The sequence below is a fragment of the Aneurinibacillus migulanus genome, assembly GCF_001274715.1.
GTDB lineage: Bacteria > Bacillota > Bacilli > Aneurinibacillales > Aneurinibacillaceae > Aneurinibacillus > Aneurinibacillus migulanus.
The window spans coordinates 3,460,343-3,475,164 of the sequence record NZ_LGUG01000004.1 but is presented as its reverse complement, the minus strand read 5'-3'; the positions used below and the strand labels follow the sequence as shown (position 1 = coordinate 3,475,164).

General features: G+C 39.5%; 15 protein-coding genes and 2 pseudogenes. 12 read left to right on the top strand and 5 right to left on the bottom strand.

Features of this window, described 5'->3' with window-relative positions; all coding sequences use genetic code 11:
- Positions 1 to 256 precede the first annotated feature (256 nt).
- The 5 genes and pseudogenes from AF333_RS18410 to AF333_RS35710 all read left to right on the top strand — a co-directional run bounded on the left by AF333_RS18410 (position 257) and on the right by AF333_RS35710 (position 4,277).
- Positions 257 to 463, top strand: coding sequence for a helix-turn-helix transcriptional regulator (locus tag AF333_RS18410; RefSeq protein WP_043064894.1), 207 nt, complete (start codon positions 257 to 259; stop codon positions 461 to 463).
- Positions 460 to 759 (top strand): hypothetical protein, encoded by a 300-nt coding sequence (locus AF333_RS18405; RefSeq protein ID WP_052520363.1) that lies wholly within the window; start codon positions 460 to 462, stop codon positions 757 to 759. The genes AF333_RS18410 and AF333_RS18405 overlap by 4 nt, the downstream gene beginning before the upstream one ends.
- Positions 760 to 782: 23 nt before the next feature.
- Positions 783 to 2,495, top strand: coding sequence for a stalk domain-containing protein (locus AF333_RS18400; protein ID WP_080787644.1), 1,713 nt, complete (start codon positions 783 to 785; stop codon positions 2,493 to 2,495).
- A 394-nt stretch (positions 2,496 to 2,889) separates the two neighbouring features.
- Positions 2,890 to 3,779, top strand: a pseudogene (locus AF333_RS18395) (threonine synthase).
- A 345-nt stretch (positions 3,780 to 4,124) separates the two neighbouring features.
- Positions 4,125 to 4,277 (top strand): hypothetical protein, encoded by a 153-nt coding sequence (locus tag AF333_RS35710; protein WP_170206987.1) that lies wholly within the window; start codon positions 4,125 to 4,127, stop codon positions 4,275 to 4,277.
- Positions 4,278 to 4,337: 60 nt separating this feature from the next.
- On the opposite strand, the gene AF333_RS35705 is transcribed toward AF333_RS35710, so the two are convergent.
- Together AF333_RS35705 and AF333_RS18390 are read right to left on the bottom strand one after the other, a co-directional pair.
- Entirely contained in the window at positions 4,338 to 4,499 is a 162-nt protein-coding gene (locus AF333_RS35705) for a hypothetical protein (protein ID WP_235496588.1), read from the bottom strand.
- Positions 4,500 to 4,757: 258 nt separating this feature from the next.
- A complete protein-coding gene (locus AF333_RS18390; protein WP_043064896.1) occupies positions 4,758 to 5,270 on the bottom strand; it encodes a DinB family protein in 513 nt (170 codons plus the stop codon).
- 297 nt (positions 5,271 to 5,567) lie between these two features.
- Between AF333_RS18390 and AF333_RS18385 the strand changes: the two genes are divergently transcribed.
- From AF333_RS18385 to AF333_RS32050, 5 genes and pseudogenes are all read left to right on the top strand, one after another.
- A complete protein-coding gene (locus AF333_RS18385) occupies positions 5,568 to 6,341 on the top strand; it encodes a helix-turn-helix transcriptional regulator (RefSeq protein WP_052811887.1) in 774 nt (257 codons plus the stop codon).
- Positions 6,342 to 6,453: 112 nt separating this feature from the next.
- A complete protein-coding gene (locus AF333_RS18380) occupies positions 6,454 to 8,196 on the top strand; it encodes an ABC transporter ATP-binding protein (protein WP_043064897.1) in 1,743 nt (580 codons plus the stop codon).
- A gap of 22 nt (positions 8,197 to 8,218) precedes the next feature.
- A complete protein-coding gene (locus AF333_RS18375) occupies positions 8,219 to 10,012 on the top strand; it encodes an ABC transporter ATP-binding protein (protein WP_043064908.1) in 1,794 nt (597 codons plus the stop codon).
- Between the two features lie 59 nt (positions 10,013 to 10,071).
- Entirely contained in the window at positions 10,072 to 10,410 is a 339-nt protein-coding gene (locus tag AF333_RS18370; RefSeq protein WP_043064898.1) for an antibiotic biosynthesis monooxygenase family protein, read from the top strand.
- Positions 10,411 to 10,518: 108 nt separating this feature from the next.
- Positions 10,519 to 10,822, top strand: a pseudogene (locus tag AF333_RS32050) (transposase); the annotation flags it as partial.
- Between the two features lie 132 nt (positions 10,823 to 10,954).
- Here AF333_RS32050 and AF333_RS18365 read toward each other — a convergent pair.
- The 3 genes from AF333_RS18365 to AF333_RS33000 all read right to left on the bottom strand — a co-directional run bounded on the left by AF333_RS18365 (position 10,955) and on the right by AF333_RS33000 (position 13,118).
- Positions 10,955 to 11,275, bottom strand: coding sequence for a hypothetical protein (locus AF333_RS18365; protein ID WP_043064899.1), 321 nt, complete (start codon positions 11,273 to 11,275; stop codon positions 10,955 to 10,957).
- A 291-nt stretch (positions 11,276 to 11,566) separates the two neighbouring features.
- A complete protein-coding gene (locus AF333_RS37545) occupies positions 11,567 to 11,893 on the bottom strand; it encodes an S-Ena type endospore appendage (RefSeq protein ID WP_407638654.1) in 327 nt (108 codons plus the stop codon).
- 895 nt (positions 11,894 to 12,788) lie between these two features.
- The gene (locus AF333_RS33000; protein WP_139189140.1) at positions 12,789 to 13,118 is read right to left on the bottom strand and encodes an S-Ena type endospore appendage; all 330 of its coding nucleotides are present in this window, start codon (positions 13,116 to 13,118) and stop codon (positions 12,789 to 12,791) included.
- Positions 13,119 to 13,798: 680 nt separating this feature from the next.
- Between AF333_RS33000 and AF333_RS33805 the strand changes: the two genes are divergently transcribed.
- Both AF333_RS33805 and AF333_RS18355 read left to right on the top strand, forming a co-directional pair.
- Positions 13,799 to 13,966 carry a hypothetical protein gene (locus tag AF333_RS33805; RefSeq protein ID WP_158502333.1) on the top strand — a complete coding sequence of 56 codons (168 nt, stop codon included), beginning with the start codon at positions 13,799 to 13,801 and terminating at the stop codon, positions 13,964 to 13,966.
- A gap of 465 nt (positions 13,967 to 14,431) precedes the next feature.
- Positions 14,432 to 14,822: IS110 family transposase (locus AF333_RS18355; RefSeq protein WP_152968242.1), on the top strand; the 391-nt coding region annotated here is incomplete at its 3' end.

Sequence of the window (14,822 nt, the reverse complement as noted above, 5' to 3'; positions counted from 1 at the left end):
TCAACGAAAACAAGAAATAACACGTGATTCGCTATAATCAAAGCGAAATGTAATTTGGAAAAAGAGGTAGTGCTACATCGCCATCAAGCTAGAATTAACAAAATAATAGCCAAGTTGTTTATGGGATGTTAGGGACGAGAGTATTGGATACCCAAATTTATGAAAGCTGTTTACTCTAAAAAACGTAAAGTCGACTTGACATTATCGGTTTTTGTAAAGTATGCTTTACGTAAAGTTTGCTTTACTGAGGTGAGATGTGAAAAATAACATACGTGATAAAAGAATAGAACAAGGATGGACACAGGAGCATTTATCCGAAAAGGTGGGTGTATCTAGGCAAACAATTATTTCATTAGAAAATGGAAAGTACAATGCATCACTTATCTTAGCCCATAAGCTAGCACAGGCATTCGGATGTCAGATTGAAGATTTGTTCATATTCGAAGGAGATGAAAACTTATGACTGAAACAATTGGAGCATTGATTGGTTTATTCGGCGGCGCTGCTTTAGGTTTGTCGGGGTGGTTTTTTGAACGAAAAAGAGCGCACAAAAATCGCGGATTGGATGAACGATATTACCTTATTCGAGATAAAGCTCGGGCGACTTCCTGGCAAGTTACATTAGTAACTATGTATATTTTATTTTTTCTGGTCATTCTCAAAGTCGGTATTTCAGTTGCCAGCGCATTAGGAATACTGCTTTTAGTCCAAATGGGAAGCTGGGCTTCACTGGTCTTTTATTATCAAGCTAAGTATTAATTATAAACGCTAAAAAATAAGGAGTGGGGAGATTGAGGAGGGAGCAATCGAAACTATATCAAAAACTGGTAACTGCCTCACTGGCGACCTCACTAGCACTTACGGCTGTTTCTGCAGCAGCTTATGCAGAAGTTAGTACAGGAGCGAAGTCACAGGTAACAGGTTCATCTGTCAATGCATCGGAATTAGTTCCGGTTCGCACGGTAGCTGAGGCATTAGGTGCACTGATTGAATGGGACGAGAAAGCGAGAGCCGCTAAAGTGACAAAGGGGTCTACCGTTTTAATTTTAAAAATCGGTGAAAAGAGGGCAACGCTGGATGGGGCAACAATTGATGTAGGCCAAATCGTTCAAAGCGTCAACGGCAACATGTATGTTCCACTTGGTTTTATCAATCAAACACTTACTTCCCATATAGGATGGGATAACAAACAAAACAAGATGATTATTGCGGCGGATGACTATGCTGCTGTTGCTAGCTCTTTTCTAAAAGAACTCAACCAAGGTAATATGGACGAAGCTGTTACGTATTTTGGACCTGGGTTAAAACAAAAATTGCCTCCTGAACTATTGAAAAAAATTTGGCTTGGTCCGCAATATTTCGGGCATCTTAAGCAGCAAATATCATCCCAAGTGGATAAGAATGCTGTCCATACGAACGTTACATTAAAATATGCAGCTGAAAAAACGCAAGTGCCAGTCGAAATCATTATCAGATTCGATAAAAATGGATTAATCGACGATTTTTATATACCACCCATTCTCCCATCTGTAACGTTTAATAAACCATTATACGATAATCCAACTAATTATGAGGAAAAAGAAGTTGTGATTGGAGATGGAGAATTTGCACTACCTGGAACATTGACCATGCCAATCGGCGAAGGTTCTTTTCCAGTCGTCGTTCTGGTACAAGGCTCGGGGCCCCATGATCGCGATTCAACAATAGGTGCAGTGAAGCCATTTCGAGACTTGGCCGTTGGGCTAGCAAACGAGAAGATCGCCGTGCTACGTTACGAAAAAGTTACGCGTGAGCATAACCTTAAAGTCGCCTTGAATCCAAAATTTACGGTTAAAAATGAGACCGTAGATGATGCGATACGAGCTGTAGAGTTTTTAAAAGGCGTGAAAGGAATTAATCCAAAGAAAATCTTCGTAGCCGGACATAGTCAAGGTGGATATACCATACCGATGATGATAAACGAAGATAAAAATCATGACATAGCGGGTACGATTGTGCTGGCCGGACCGAGTGAAAAATTCCCAGATGCCATTGTCAATCAGTCCGAAGAATTGCTTAAACGTTTAAAAAGCCTGAGAAAACCAACGGATGTGGCCGAGCAATCTATGGTGATGTGGAGTAACATTGCGAAATACGTGAACGATCCAGAGTATTCAATAGATAATCTGCCTAAAGAGTTTCCTATTCCACAACAGGCATACTGGTTCTTTGAACAAAGAAACTACAATCCAGCCGAAGTAGCAAAAAATCAAAAAGGTCCTATGCTCGTCCTACAAGGAGATAATGACTGGCAGGTGCCTATAGCTCAGTTTGAAAATTGGAAAAGATCTTTACAGAACCGGCAGGATGTAACGTATAAAACGTATCCTAAAGTAACTCACCTATTGACCGAATATGACGGTGTATCGACCGGAACAGATTATTACCAACCGTCCAATGTCCCCTTGGTGATTATTAAAGACATCGCCAACTGGGTCAAAAATTTTGTATTATAAAAATAAATATATGTTTTTATCGCTTGAATAACTCTTCTTTTTTTGAAAGTGATGGAGGTACATTACTTCTGAATTAAAATGTCCAAAGAAGTTTTCTACACATGCATTGTCCAGACAGTTTCCTTTTCTAGACATACTTGCAAAACGCTATAATAAAAGAAACTTGTTCCATTTAACAGGTTTCTCAGATTGTGGAGAAAAACACGACCCTAAAACGTTATTATGGCGCTGTCCATGTGGAGGGCTTCTTAATGTAGAAGAATATGAAGTCAACTTCCCGATAGAGGAAATTAAAAAACGTCCTGCCACGATGTGGAGATATAAAGAGGCACTTCCTTTTTGGGATTCCTCATCTGTTTATGAACACATTACGTTAGGGGAAGGCTGTACGCCTATGGTTCCGTTAGACTCAGATTCTTCTCATATTTTATTGAAAATGGATTACATGATGCCTACATTATCTTTTAAGGATAGAGGCGCGGCGCTACTTATTGCAAAAGCAAAGGAAATTGGCGTAAAACGTGTTATTGCTGACAGCAGTGGAAATGCAGGAACAGCATTTGCTGCATACGCCAATCGAGCAGGTATGACTTGTGATGTTTATGTGCCGGCAAATACATCACCTAAAAAATTGCAACAAATTAAAGCACATGGAGCCACTGTACACGCGATACCTGGAAGCCGGGAAGACACTGCCGCAGCAGCGATGGAAGCCGTCGAGAAAATCCAAGTATTTTACGCCAGCCATGTTTATAATCCATTTTTTTATCAGGGAACCAAAACATATGCTTTTGAGATTTGAGAAGAACTAAATGGACAAGTGCCTGATACGATCATTGTCCCTGTAGGGAACGGAACATTATTATTAGGTGCCTATTACGGATTTAAGGAGCTCTTGCGCTGCGGGATAATTTCCAACATGCGCACTTTGTGGCTATTCAAGCAGAAGGCTGCGCACCGCTTGTCCGAGCGTTTGCAGAAGGAAAGGACCAAGCGGAACCGGTTGTAAATAGCGGCACTGCAGCGGAAGGAATTGCAATTGGCTTTCCAGCTCGCCACCGGCAAATATTAAAGGCTATTGCTGATACAAATGGAATTATCATCACAGCTCTTGAAGAAAAAATTGAGCAAGCAAGAGAAGAGCTTGCCAAAAAAGGATTTTATGTAGAGCCAATGAAAGCTGCTACCTATGCCGGTTTTCCCAGGTATCTTTCTGAGTATGAGCAAAATCAGAACGAAAGAATTGTCATTCCATTATGTGGTACAGGAATAAAAGCAAAATAATTCGATGAACCATTTCATGGCTATCATTTGGAAAGATAGTCTCCTAATCTTTTGAAAATGATAGTTGCGTGGAGACCTTCAAATAACTTGCTGGACAGTGGAGTTTTTAAGGCTATGAAAGAAGTGAATTCGCACACGGCTTGGGAGCAGATGAAATTCTTGCATACGACCTGGATGGTGTTCGGCCAACAGTGGAATTGGTCTTTATGTTTGATACGATCGGAGGAGTACCTTGCTGAAACGTCTTAAAGTGGATGAAGTGAGACGCAACTGTGGCTACAATTAATTAGCGAACGTGGGGGGAAGATCGCTTTGGCTCACGATTCACTTTAACGGAAGTTCACTATGACTTACCCAATGGATTCTTGCGAAAAGGTTATCGCCTGCCATCTTCCTTCTGCATTGGGGCGGCAGGCGATCCTTTTGGGTGTGAATAGTTTCCATCCGTATACGTTACTTTCTGAGCCTTTGATGGCGATGGCTGAACCCCTTTGTTAAGCACGATAACGTTTGCCTAGGCAGCAGAGGATGGTAACATCTACTGCTGTACTATATAAATTACATTTGATATTTTAACAGGGGAGCGTGGTTGGAAGGAGGTGATTCAGAAAAAGAAGAGGTTGGATGCGCCCTGCGCTCCAGCAGAAGAAAGGCAAACGTATCTTTTCCGCCCTTCCTTCTTTTCTTCCCTCTCACCACAAGAATTTGTCGATGTATCAAATCAGATGTGTATAGTTGGTAAGGGATATCTCAGTTTTTTGAATTTCCGTTTTAGCATTTTTTTTCTTATATGAAATTGATTCATTTATTTAAATTATCCTGCTCTGATCGCTTACAAAGAAAACCTACTTCGATGGTAGCTAAATCTTGAACTCTTGCACCCGTTACTTCAAGTATAATATTTTACAAAGTTAAAATTTCTTTTTTGATAGGCTAATTACCCTTTACTTAAACAAGAATCTGTTTATAACCATAAGTTTAGTGCCTCGCATCTAAAAGTAATTTTATCTCTTTTATTTGTTCTATGTGTCGCTGTTCATGTAAATATATCTGTTCAATCCATTGATCAAGTGGTAATTCACCGAAAGCAGGATGCTTCACTGATTTTTCCGCCAATATGGATTTATCTTCTATAGTACTAAGAAAAGTTATCAATTTTTTTCTCGAATCGTTTAACAAATCAATTATTTGCTGAACTTCAAATGGTTCTACATCTGGTTCAACGATTTTTGGAGCGTTGATCTTTTTCGTTCTATCTAATATAAGGTGAACTTTTTTACGTTCTTTTTGAGCACTGTCAATCCCTTTTAATCCCCATGTAATAGCCTTTATAGATGCCTTTTCCACTAAAACTAAGTGATGGCAAACTTGTGCTATACTCCACTTATTCATATCAGGCTTACTATTAAATTGAGCATTACTTAATAAAGTAATCTCCTTTACTAGGTTATTTCTCGTTTCATACAGATTGTCATTTACCAATTTATTCATGAGATTTCTCCCTTCACCAGAAAGTGCGTATTTCAATTCCTATTCTGTACATATTCTCTACGATGAAAAGTATTCCCTTTAACTTTCCTTTACTATTCTGCTTTCATTCATATTAGGGGCTTTACCACAATTTATCGGACAATATTATTGAATCAATAAGAGAAAATGTTAAAAAGAGGATCTAGTCATATACTAACTCTTTTTTATATCGAAAAAAATAATCGATATATCTATTGTAATACTCATTTATATCGATTAATATTTATCGTAATAGATAAACCATATTGGGGGTGCCTTATGTTAGCTTTAAAAAAACAGGACATTATTACAATCCTTACACATATAAGCCGTAAGGACATGAATAAGCAGGAATTGCTACATATCCTAAGCGATGAAATTCCAAATCTAAATCATGTGATTGATTATTTACTTAGTGAGGAAATCATCCTAAATAACGAGGGAACGTTTTCAATAACGGAAAAAGGTTTAAAAAAAGCACGTCATCTTTACGAAAAACCCCCACACCTTAGAGAAAAAATCAAAACAAAATTCACAAAGCGAAGAGGTCTCATTCAACTAGCTATCCTCCAGCTTCTTAAGGAAGAACCACGGCATGGCTATCAAGTGATGAAGCTATTGGAAGAGCGAAGCGAAGGCTTTTATTCCCCAAGTGCGGGAACGATTTATCCTGCTTTACAGGATTTGTTTGAAAAAGGATTGATTTCAGTTGATGAGCAAGCAGATAAAAAGGTGTACACGTTAAATCATGATGGCCTGGAATTTCTATCAGACATTGTTCACAATGAAGACGAAGTGTTTTGGGAGGAGTGGCGCCTCCGTTTAATGTGGAAACAATCAAAGGAAGCGGAGCTGCTGCGGGAAGAGATGGCGAAATTTCAATTGGAGTTTCAATATGCAATGAGAAGCGTATTGCAAGATCCATCACTTGCGTTTGAGCTGGTGTCGATTATAAAAAATGGAAGGAATGAGCTGATTAACTGGTCAGAGAAGCTGGTTATAAAGAAAACTTCCATCAGTGAAGGAGGGACTTCATCCTCCACTGATGGTTAATGGACTTATCGGGTGATCCCCACTTATTCTTGATTCCTTTAAGTCTTAAATGGCGAGCTTGTTGCCCATTCATGCGGGGGAAATAACAAAATGCTAGGTAGGAGTATGATGAGTGAAATCTGTTAGAAAGTTGTTAATATACACAAAGCCTTATACGTTTTTTGTTGTACTTGCTCCGTTATTAATGGCGTTGGAGGTAACGATGGATCTTTTGCAGCCCCTCATTATGCAAAAAATGATTGATAGCGGGATTGCAAATGACGATATGACATATGTTGTACAAATGGGAATACTTATGATTGCTGTTGCGATCATCGGATTGGCCGGCGGGGTTGGGTGTACGATTTACAGTACACGTGCGTCCGTGAATTTTGCAACGGATATCAGGCAGGATGTTTTTAAAAAGATAGAACATTTCTCAAGTGAAAACCGTGACTCGTTTGGCACGGGAAAATTAATTACGATCGTTACAAGCGATATTTCATTGGTTCAAACAGCGTTAATGATGACACTTCGTGTGTTTGTGAGGGGGCCACTTCTGTTTATCGGAAGCATCATTATTGTCTTTTTTCAGGCTCCCGAGCTTTTTCCGATTCTTTTTGTTCTTATCCCGGTCCTGTTATTTTTCATTATTCTTCTTTCAAGAAAAGCAGGAGCATGGTTTAAGCGAGTGCAGGAAGGAATGGATCAGCTTAATACAAAGCTGCAGGAAAGCATTGCAGGGATACGAGTTGTGAAGGCGTTTGTGCGCAAGGATTATGAGATTGGCCTATTCAAGAAGGTAAATGATTCGTTAACAAAAACAATGACAACAGCCGACCAAATGATTACGATCCTCATGCCGATTTTAATGTTTGTAATTAATATTGGAATTGTTACGGCGCTTTTGCTCGGGGCCATACGGGTTGGTGAAGGATCCATCGAAGTTGGGGTAATCCTCGCATTTATCAACTATTTAAATATTATTTTAATGGCATTAATGTCGAGTAGTATGGTTCTTATGCAATTGATACGTGCATTTCCATCCGCTGATCGGCTTCAGCAAGTGTTAGAGACAAAAAATGAAATGGAAGGTATCGTAGGTTCAGAACGGATTTCTACTATTAAAGGATACGTAGAGTTTAAGGACGTTTCTTTTTCGTATAGCAAAAATGGTGAACAGGTTCTCAAACATATCTCATTTACGGTCTCTAAAGGAGAGAAAATTGGAATTATTGGTCCAACCGGAAGCGGGAAAACCACATTAGGGAAGCTATTGCCGAGATTATACGATGTTGATCATGGTGAAATTCTCATAGACGGCATCAATATAAAGAATATCACGCTAGAATCTCTTCGTTCATCGATTGGCTATATTGCCCAAAAACCGATTTTGTTTTCTGGTAGTATCGAAAACAATCTTAAATTTGGTAAAACTTCAGCAACGAATGAAGAGTTGGCAATTGCGTCTAAACATGCATGTGCTGCAGAGTTCATTGAGAAGTTTGAGGATCGATTTGATCATCCACTCACTCAAGGAGCGACAAATCTGTCAGGTGGTCAAAAGCAACGGTTATCGATTGCAAGAGCCTTTGTTAGAAAGCCGCCAATTCTTATTTTGGATGATGCCACATCTGCAGTTGATGCTAATTCAGAAGCTAGGATTCTACAAGCATTGGAATCTGATTTTGATGGCACAACAACATTTGTAATTGCCTCGAAAATTTCATCGATTATCCATGCAGATAAAATTTTTGTCATGGACAATGGTAAGATTATTGGCAATGGAACACATCGTGAGTTGCTTGAAAACTGCCCTCTCTATCAAGAGATTTACCATACACAGGCAGAGAAAGGCGGGGTAGTTGTTGAGTAACCAAACCAATAGTATTGCAAAAATGCAGCAATTAACAGGTGGAGGAGGGCCAAAAGGGCGAATATCCGGTCCAGCAGCCAAAGCGAAGGATCTGAAAGGGACCTTGCTCCGTGTTTGGAACTATATGGAGAAGCAGAAGGTTGCTTTGCTATTATCAACACTATTTGTGAGCCTTTCCTCGTTATTGAGTTTATCAGGCCCTTATTATATTGGAGTGATTATTGACCATTACATTATCCCGAAAGATGTGCCTGGTACGATTAGAATGGCAGGAATGCTGCTTGGGATTTATTTAACTGCTTCCCTTTTTACTTGGCTGCAGGCCTATATGATGGTCAATGTTTCGCTTAAAACAATTGGTACCCTTCGTAAGGATTTGTTCATAAAGCTTCAGACGCTTTCCTTAAATTTTTTCGATCGGCATAAACATGGAGACTTAATGAGTCGATTCACGAATGATATTGATAACCTGAACCAAGCGTTGAGTCAAAGTGTCATCCAGATCATTTCTTCAATTTTAACTGTTACAGGTGTCATCATCGCCATGTTTTCGTTGAACTGGGTATTAGCGATTGTATCTTTTATTACGATTCCATTGATGCTTTTTGTAACTAGACAAATTGTTCGGGTAAGTCGGGAAAATTTCTCGAAACGACAAAAGGATTTAGGGGAGCTAAATGGATTTATTGAAGAATCCATTAGCGGCGGTGAAGTCATTACATTATTTGGTAAAGAACATGATACACTTACTGAATTTCATACTGTCAATGAACGACTACGTCAATCTGCGATGCGCGCGGACATATTCTCAGGGTTGCTTGGACCATCTAATAACTTTCTCAGTAACTTAGGGTTAGGGCTCGTCATTGGTGTTGGAGCAATTATGGCGTTAAAAGGACTGATAACGGTTGGGATCATCGCTTCGTTTGTTACATATTCAAGGCAATTTTCAAGACCGCTCAATCAAATGTCAACCTTACTTAATTCGATTCAAGCCGCTCTTGCAGGGGCAGAACGTGTTTTTGAAATGATGGATGAAGTGCCTGATTTAAAAGATAAAAACGATGCTGTTTCTGTTAGTAGGTTTCGAGGGGATATCAAGTTTACCAATGTAAATTTCAGCTATAACAACGGGAGAAAGGCCCTGCAACATATTAATTTTGAAGCAAAAGCTGGTGAGATGATTGCTTTAGTTGGACCTACAGGATCTGGTAAAACAACCATCATTAATTTACTTATGCGCTTTTATGATATTAATTCAGGTGAAATACTCATAGACGGTAGGAAAAGTAAGGATTATAAAATAGGAGATTTACGTAAAAGAATCGGAATTGTCCTACAGGATCCTTATTTATTCTCCGGAACGGTAATGGAAAATATCCGCTACGGTAGACTGGATGCTACGGATGAAGAAGTCATACAAGCGGCAAAAACAGCATCAGCTCACGGGTTTATCAAGCATTTGCCAGATCAATATCACACAATGATTGCATCTGGCGGGGCGAATATAAGTCAGGGGCAAAAGCAACTGCTTTCTATTGCAAGAGCAATCCTGGCAGATGCCGATATTTTAATCCTGGATGAAGCAACTTCTAATATTGATACACGAACAGAGGTTGAAATCCAAAAGGGAATTCGTAATCTGACAAAGGGAAAAACGAGCTTTGTCATCGCTCACCGATTGAAGACGATCGAGCAGGCCGATCGTATTTTAGTTATTAAAGATGGAGAATTGATTGAGCAAGGTAATCATGATGAATTACTGAATCAACGCGGATTTTATTATGGTCTTTACTCTAATCAACTTCGTATTTAGCATGATATAAAGTTTTAGTAAGGAAGACTTAAAAGTAAGCCTATAAAAGGATGATTAAAATGTTTGTGAATACAGCTACTTTTGAAATTGAAAAAGCGTACGAGGAGCGTCTTGTGAAGAAGCGTGAAAAAGATAAAGCACAATTGGCACAGGCTAAAGGAATCCTTTCCTTCGAATGCTGGCGCAGAGAAAACAAGGATATGGTCGAATTTGTATATGTATCAAAATGGGAATCGCAAGATGCTTTCAAAGCATGGATTTCACGAGACGAACATGTGAACGAGCATAAGGAAATGAACAAGCGAAAAAAAGAAACAGAGCAAACAGAGCAAACAGAGCAAGTGAAAATGAAAAAGACATTACGTGCATTTGAGCTTTATGATAGCTCGGAAAATTAAGCAAGTACCAATTAACCATGGTAACTAAAGGAGGCGATTCCTTATTGAAGAATCGCCTCCTTTGTTGAATAGGCATCATTTATGTAGTTGTTTAGAAGCCTCAACACCCAACTTCTAAGCCAAAAGTTAGCTGTGCCGAGTCCGTTTCCCTCTCACTATACCTCTACTTTCAAACGTATTCGTATTTTAGATTCAACTTGAATACGATCTCCTAAGCGGACAATTTCTTCATATTCATACAGGGCCTGGTAAGCAACATGATCGCACCTACGGTTCTCTCTGTGTATCAACCGTGGAAGCAAATGACTTATGCATACGGGATTTGGGTTATTTTTACATCAAAAAAGATATTCAGTACATACAAGAGAAGGAAGCGTACTATATCTCTCGCATGGTTTCAAAAACATCAATTTCAATATTTTTGTTTTAGAGATGTTTTGGATACAAAAAAAGGGCAAAGAAGAGGGGAAAGAGCCCCTTTTTTATACCCAAAATCTTTCTGTTAGGTCTGTGTTTTCACAGGATTTTTCGCTATTGCGAATCTTTATGTCCATCCTTGCTCTTCTTGAGGGATGCGATTGGACTCTTTATACAATACCTCGATTAACATATAAATTGGTCGATATTTTGCATCTCGATAGAAGAATTTTTTCTTGTTCATATTCGCCGATATGTCCGAGTTTTTATTATGGAGACGAGGATGGGACATCATCTTTTGGGTACGAGGGTTTTTCTCCACTATTGTTTTCTCGAGTAGCTCCAGCAGTTCTTGTTTACCGGCATTGTTATCGAGGAGATCAATCATTGTAAACATCTTTTGTTGCCGTAGACGTTTCCGAAGAAGGGATTTGATTCCTTCACTCACTGAACATCAACTCCTTATTCCTGTTGTTTAAAAATTGATAATGTTTAAGAGGATGCGTGACTATGCGTATAAGAGTGTTTGGTACTATCCAACATCCAAACTACATCAAACGGTGGAGGTAGAGGGAAGATGTCTGATTTTTTGGCTGTATATGGCGTATATTTTTGTCCCCTTTGTGCTAGAGGAAATTTTCAAAGAAACCTGTTCAATTGACTTTGCTTGTATCGTTTTGTTTGTATAGTGAAGATATAAATTAAAGAAAGAAACTTGGGATTGAATCAGGAAACTGATTTAGCAGCACATACAGCTGGATATGTCTAACTCTACGAAAAATTCGCATGTGCCGCCGCCTGTACTGCATTGAACCGATATGCTTGTTACAAATTCGACAGTCATTACAAAATCTAGACCGGGTTGAATGACTTCCATGATAGGGATAAGGTTGTTTCCACGTTCTACGATCACCGTTATGGGACAAGTACCAGAGTTTTCGATATTGATTGTCACAGTGGGGGGGCTTGCTGTAAATGTCCTATAAATGGGAATGACCGCGCCGTCACAAGGTCTGTTAATAAACACGGAATGATCGTGGGTAAAGACATTACATTGATTTGCCATAAGGATTCACCTTCTTTCTTCTATCGATATGTTTGTCTGTGTATCCTTGTTCTTGTGCTATTTGGATGGCGTATAGTGCAGTGTCAGTCAGGCATGGATTGGTGACTGACATGCAGAATCACCCCTTCTAGGGAAGAGGTGATTCAACAGCATATACAGCTGGATATGTCTAAACCTACCGAAAAGTTACATTCATTTTCAGGTTCAGTACTGGTATTGCATTGAACCGATATGCTTGTTACAAGGTCGACATTTACTACAAAATCTGTATCGGGTTGAACTACTATTCTAATCGGAGTTGTGCTATTTTGGCGTGCTACAACCAACGTTATGGGACAATCCCCAATGTTTTCTATCTCAATTGTTACAGTGGGAAGGAGCTCGGTAGGTGGTTGATAAATGGGAATAACTGCGCCGTCACAAGGTCTGCTAATCACTACAAAAGCAGAGTGAGTAGAAACACTACATGAGTTTGCCATCAGAATTCACCTGCTTTCATCTATCAGTATATGCGTCCGGTTACCCCTGTTATTGTATTCTCTGAACGCTTTTACGGAAGCGGCATGTACCTATGAGAAATGGATTTACTTGAAAGATTATGTCTAATTCGATGTCGAAGAGAAAGGGGTCTCAACAGCGAAACTCGAAAACTGTACGCTAAGCCCAAATCCCTGATATAACAGCAAAGTTTTAAAAACGACCATTTAAGGAAACGTTTAGCGTACAAAATTCGCGCTTTTGGCGAGAGCCCTTTTTTAAAGGAAAAACCTCTTCTTTAGAGTAGAGAAGAGAGCAAAAAAATAATTATATCGGTCTCATTATAATTATTGTCTCCCCTTAACAAGGAAAGGCCGTACATAAAGAAAAAGCCTTGGGAGCGAATCAGGAAACCGATTTAGCAGCACATACAGCTGGATATGTCTAACTCTACGAAAAATTCACATGTGCCGCCACCTGTACTGCATTGAACCGATATGTTTTGTACCAAATCGACAGTGAATGAAAAATCTGTATCGGCTGGAACAACCTCCATAATGGGAGTGGGACTGCTTTGACGTGCTACAATCACCGTTATGGGACAAGTTGATTGATTATTTATGTCAATTGTCACAGTGGGAAGGTTTGCTGTAAATGCCTCATAGATTGTCAGTATTGATCCATCACATATTCCATCAAATAGAAATCCACCACCAGAGTGAGTAAAAATATCACATTGATTTGCCATAAGGATTCACCTGCTTTCTTCTGTCCACACGTTTATTTGTGTATCCTTGTTCTTGTGCTTTTGGGATGACGTGTAGTACAGTGCAGTGTCAGTGGGACATGAATTCGTTGCTGATATGCAGATTCACTTCTTCCACAGAAGAGGTGATTCAGCAGCAAATGCAGTTGGATATGTCTAAACCTACCGAAAAGTTACATTCATTTTCAGGTTCAGTACTGGTACTGCATTGAACCGATATGCTTGTTACAAACTCGACAGTCATTGCAAAATCTAGATCAGGTTGAATGACTTCCATGATAGGAATAGGGCTGTTTCGATGTTCTACAATCACCGTTATGGGACAAGTACCAGAGTTTTCGATATCGATTGTCACAGTGGGGAGGCTTGTTGTAAATGTCCTATAAATGGGAATGACTGCACCATCACAAGCTCTGCTAATAGATATGAAAGGAAAATGAGTAAACACATCGCATTGTTTCTGTATGGTTGAAGGAGGACATGATATGACAGGCGTACCTGGTTTACAAATCTTTCTCATACGATTCACCTTCTTTCTTCTATCAATATATTTGTCTGTGCATCCTTGTTCTTGTGCTATTTGGATGACGTATAGTACAGTACAGTGTCAGTGGGGTATGGATTGGTGACTGGCATGCAGAATCACTTCTTCCACAGAAGAGGTGATTCAGCAGCAAATGCAGTTGGATATGTTTAAAAGTACGTTAAAAAAACATGAGTTGTTTGGACTGGTACTGCATTCAACCGATACGTTTCGTACCAAATCGACAGTTAATGAAATGCTTACATCTGGATCGATTGTGCGCATAATGGGGATTGTGCTATTTTGATGTTCTACGATCAATGTCACGGGACAGCTTAAGTTTACGATTTGTACTGTCACAGTGGGAAGGCGATCGGGACGATCGGTAACTGTTTGAAGGACGGGGATAACTGTGCCATCACAAGGTCTAAAAACGCCTACAAAAGCAGAATGAGTAGAAACACTACATGAGTTTGCCATCAGAATTCACCTGCTTTCATCGGTCAGTAGGTTTATCTGTTTACCCCTGTTATTGTATTCTTTGATCGTTTTTACGGAAGCGGCATGTGCCTATGAGAAATGGATTTATTTGAAAGATTACGTCCGCTCCTAGTTACTAGGGGAAGAGTGGATGTCAATTTGGAATTGGCTTTTTGTTTTATTAGGAGCATTCCTGTAATGAATGAAAATGCGAGTGGATAAAAAAAGTACCTCCTGTTAACATACAGAGTGTCACGGCCGTGACCTCGAAATAACAGAGGAGGTACTCACCATGAATTATACACAAAATCAACGCATTTCTCAAATCACAGAATCTACCTTGATTATTGGCATAGATATCGCTAAATACAAACATGTAGCACGCGCACAAAACGATCGCGGTCTCATGTATGGGAAAGCTTTTTCTTTCCCAAGTATGCGTGAGGGATTCGAAGCGTTCTGTCACTGGATGAAAAACATAATGAGGGAACACGAAAAAACACAGCTTCTTGTCGGAATGGAACCAACCGGACACTACTGGATGACTTTAGCAGCATTCTTGCGAAGCCGCGGGATTCCGGTCGTGGTCGTTAATCCGATGCATGTAAAGAAGTCAAAAGAGCTGGATGATAATTCACCAACGAAGAACGATCCAAAAGATGCCCGTGTTATTGCGCAACTCG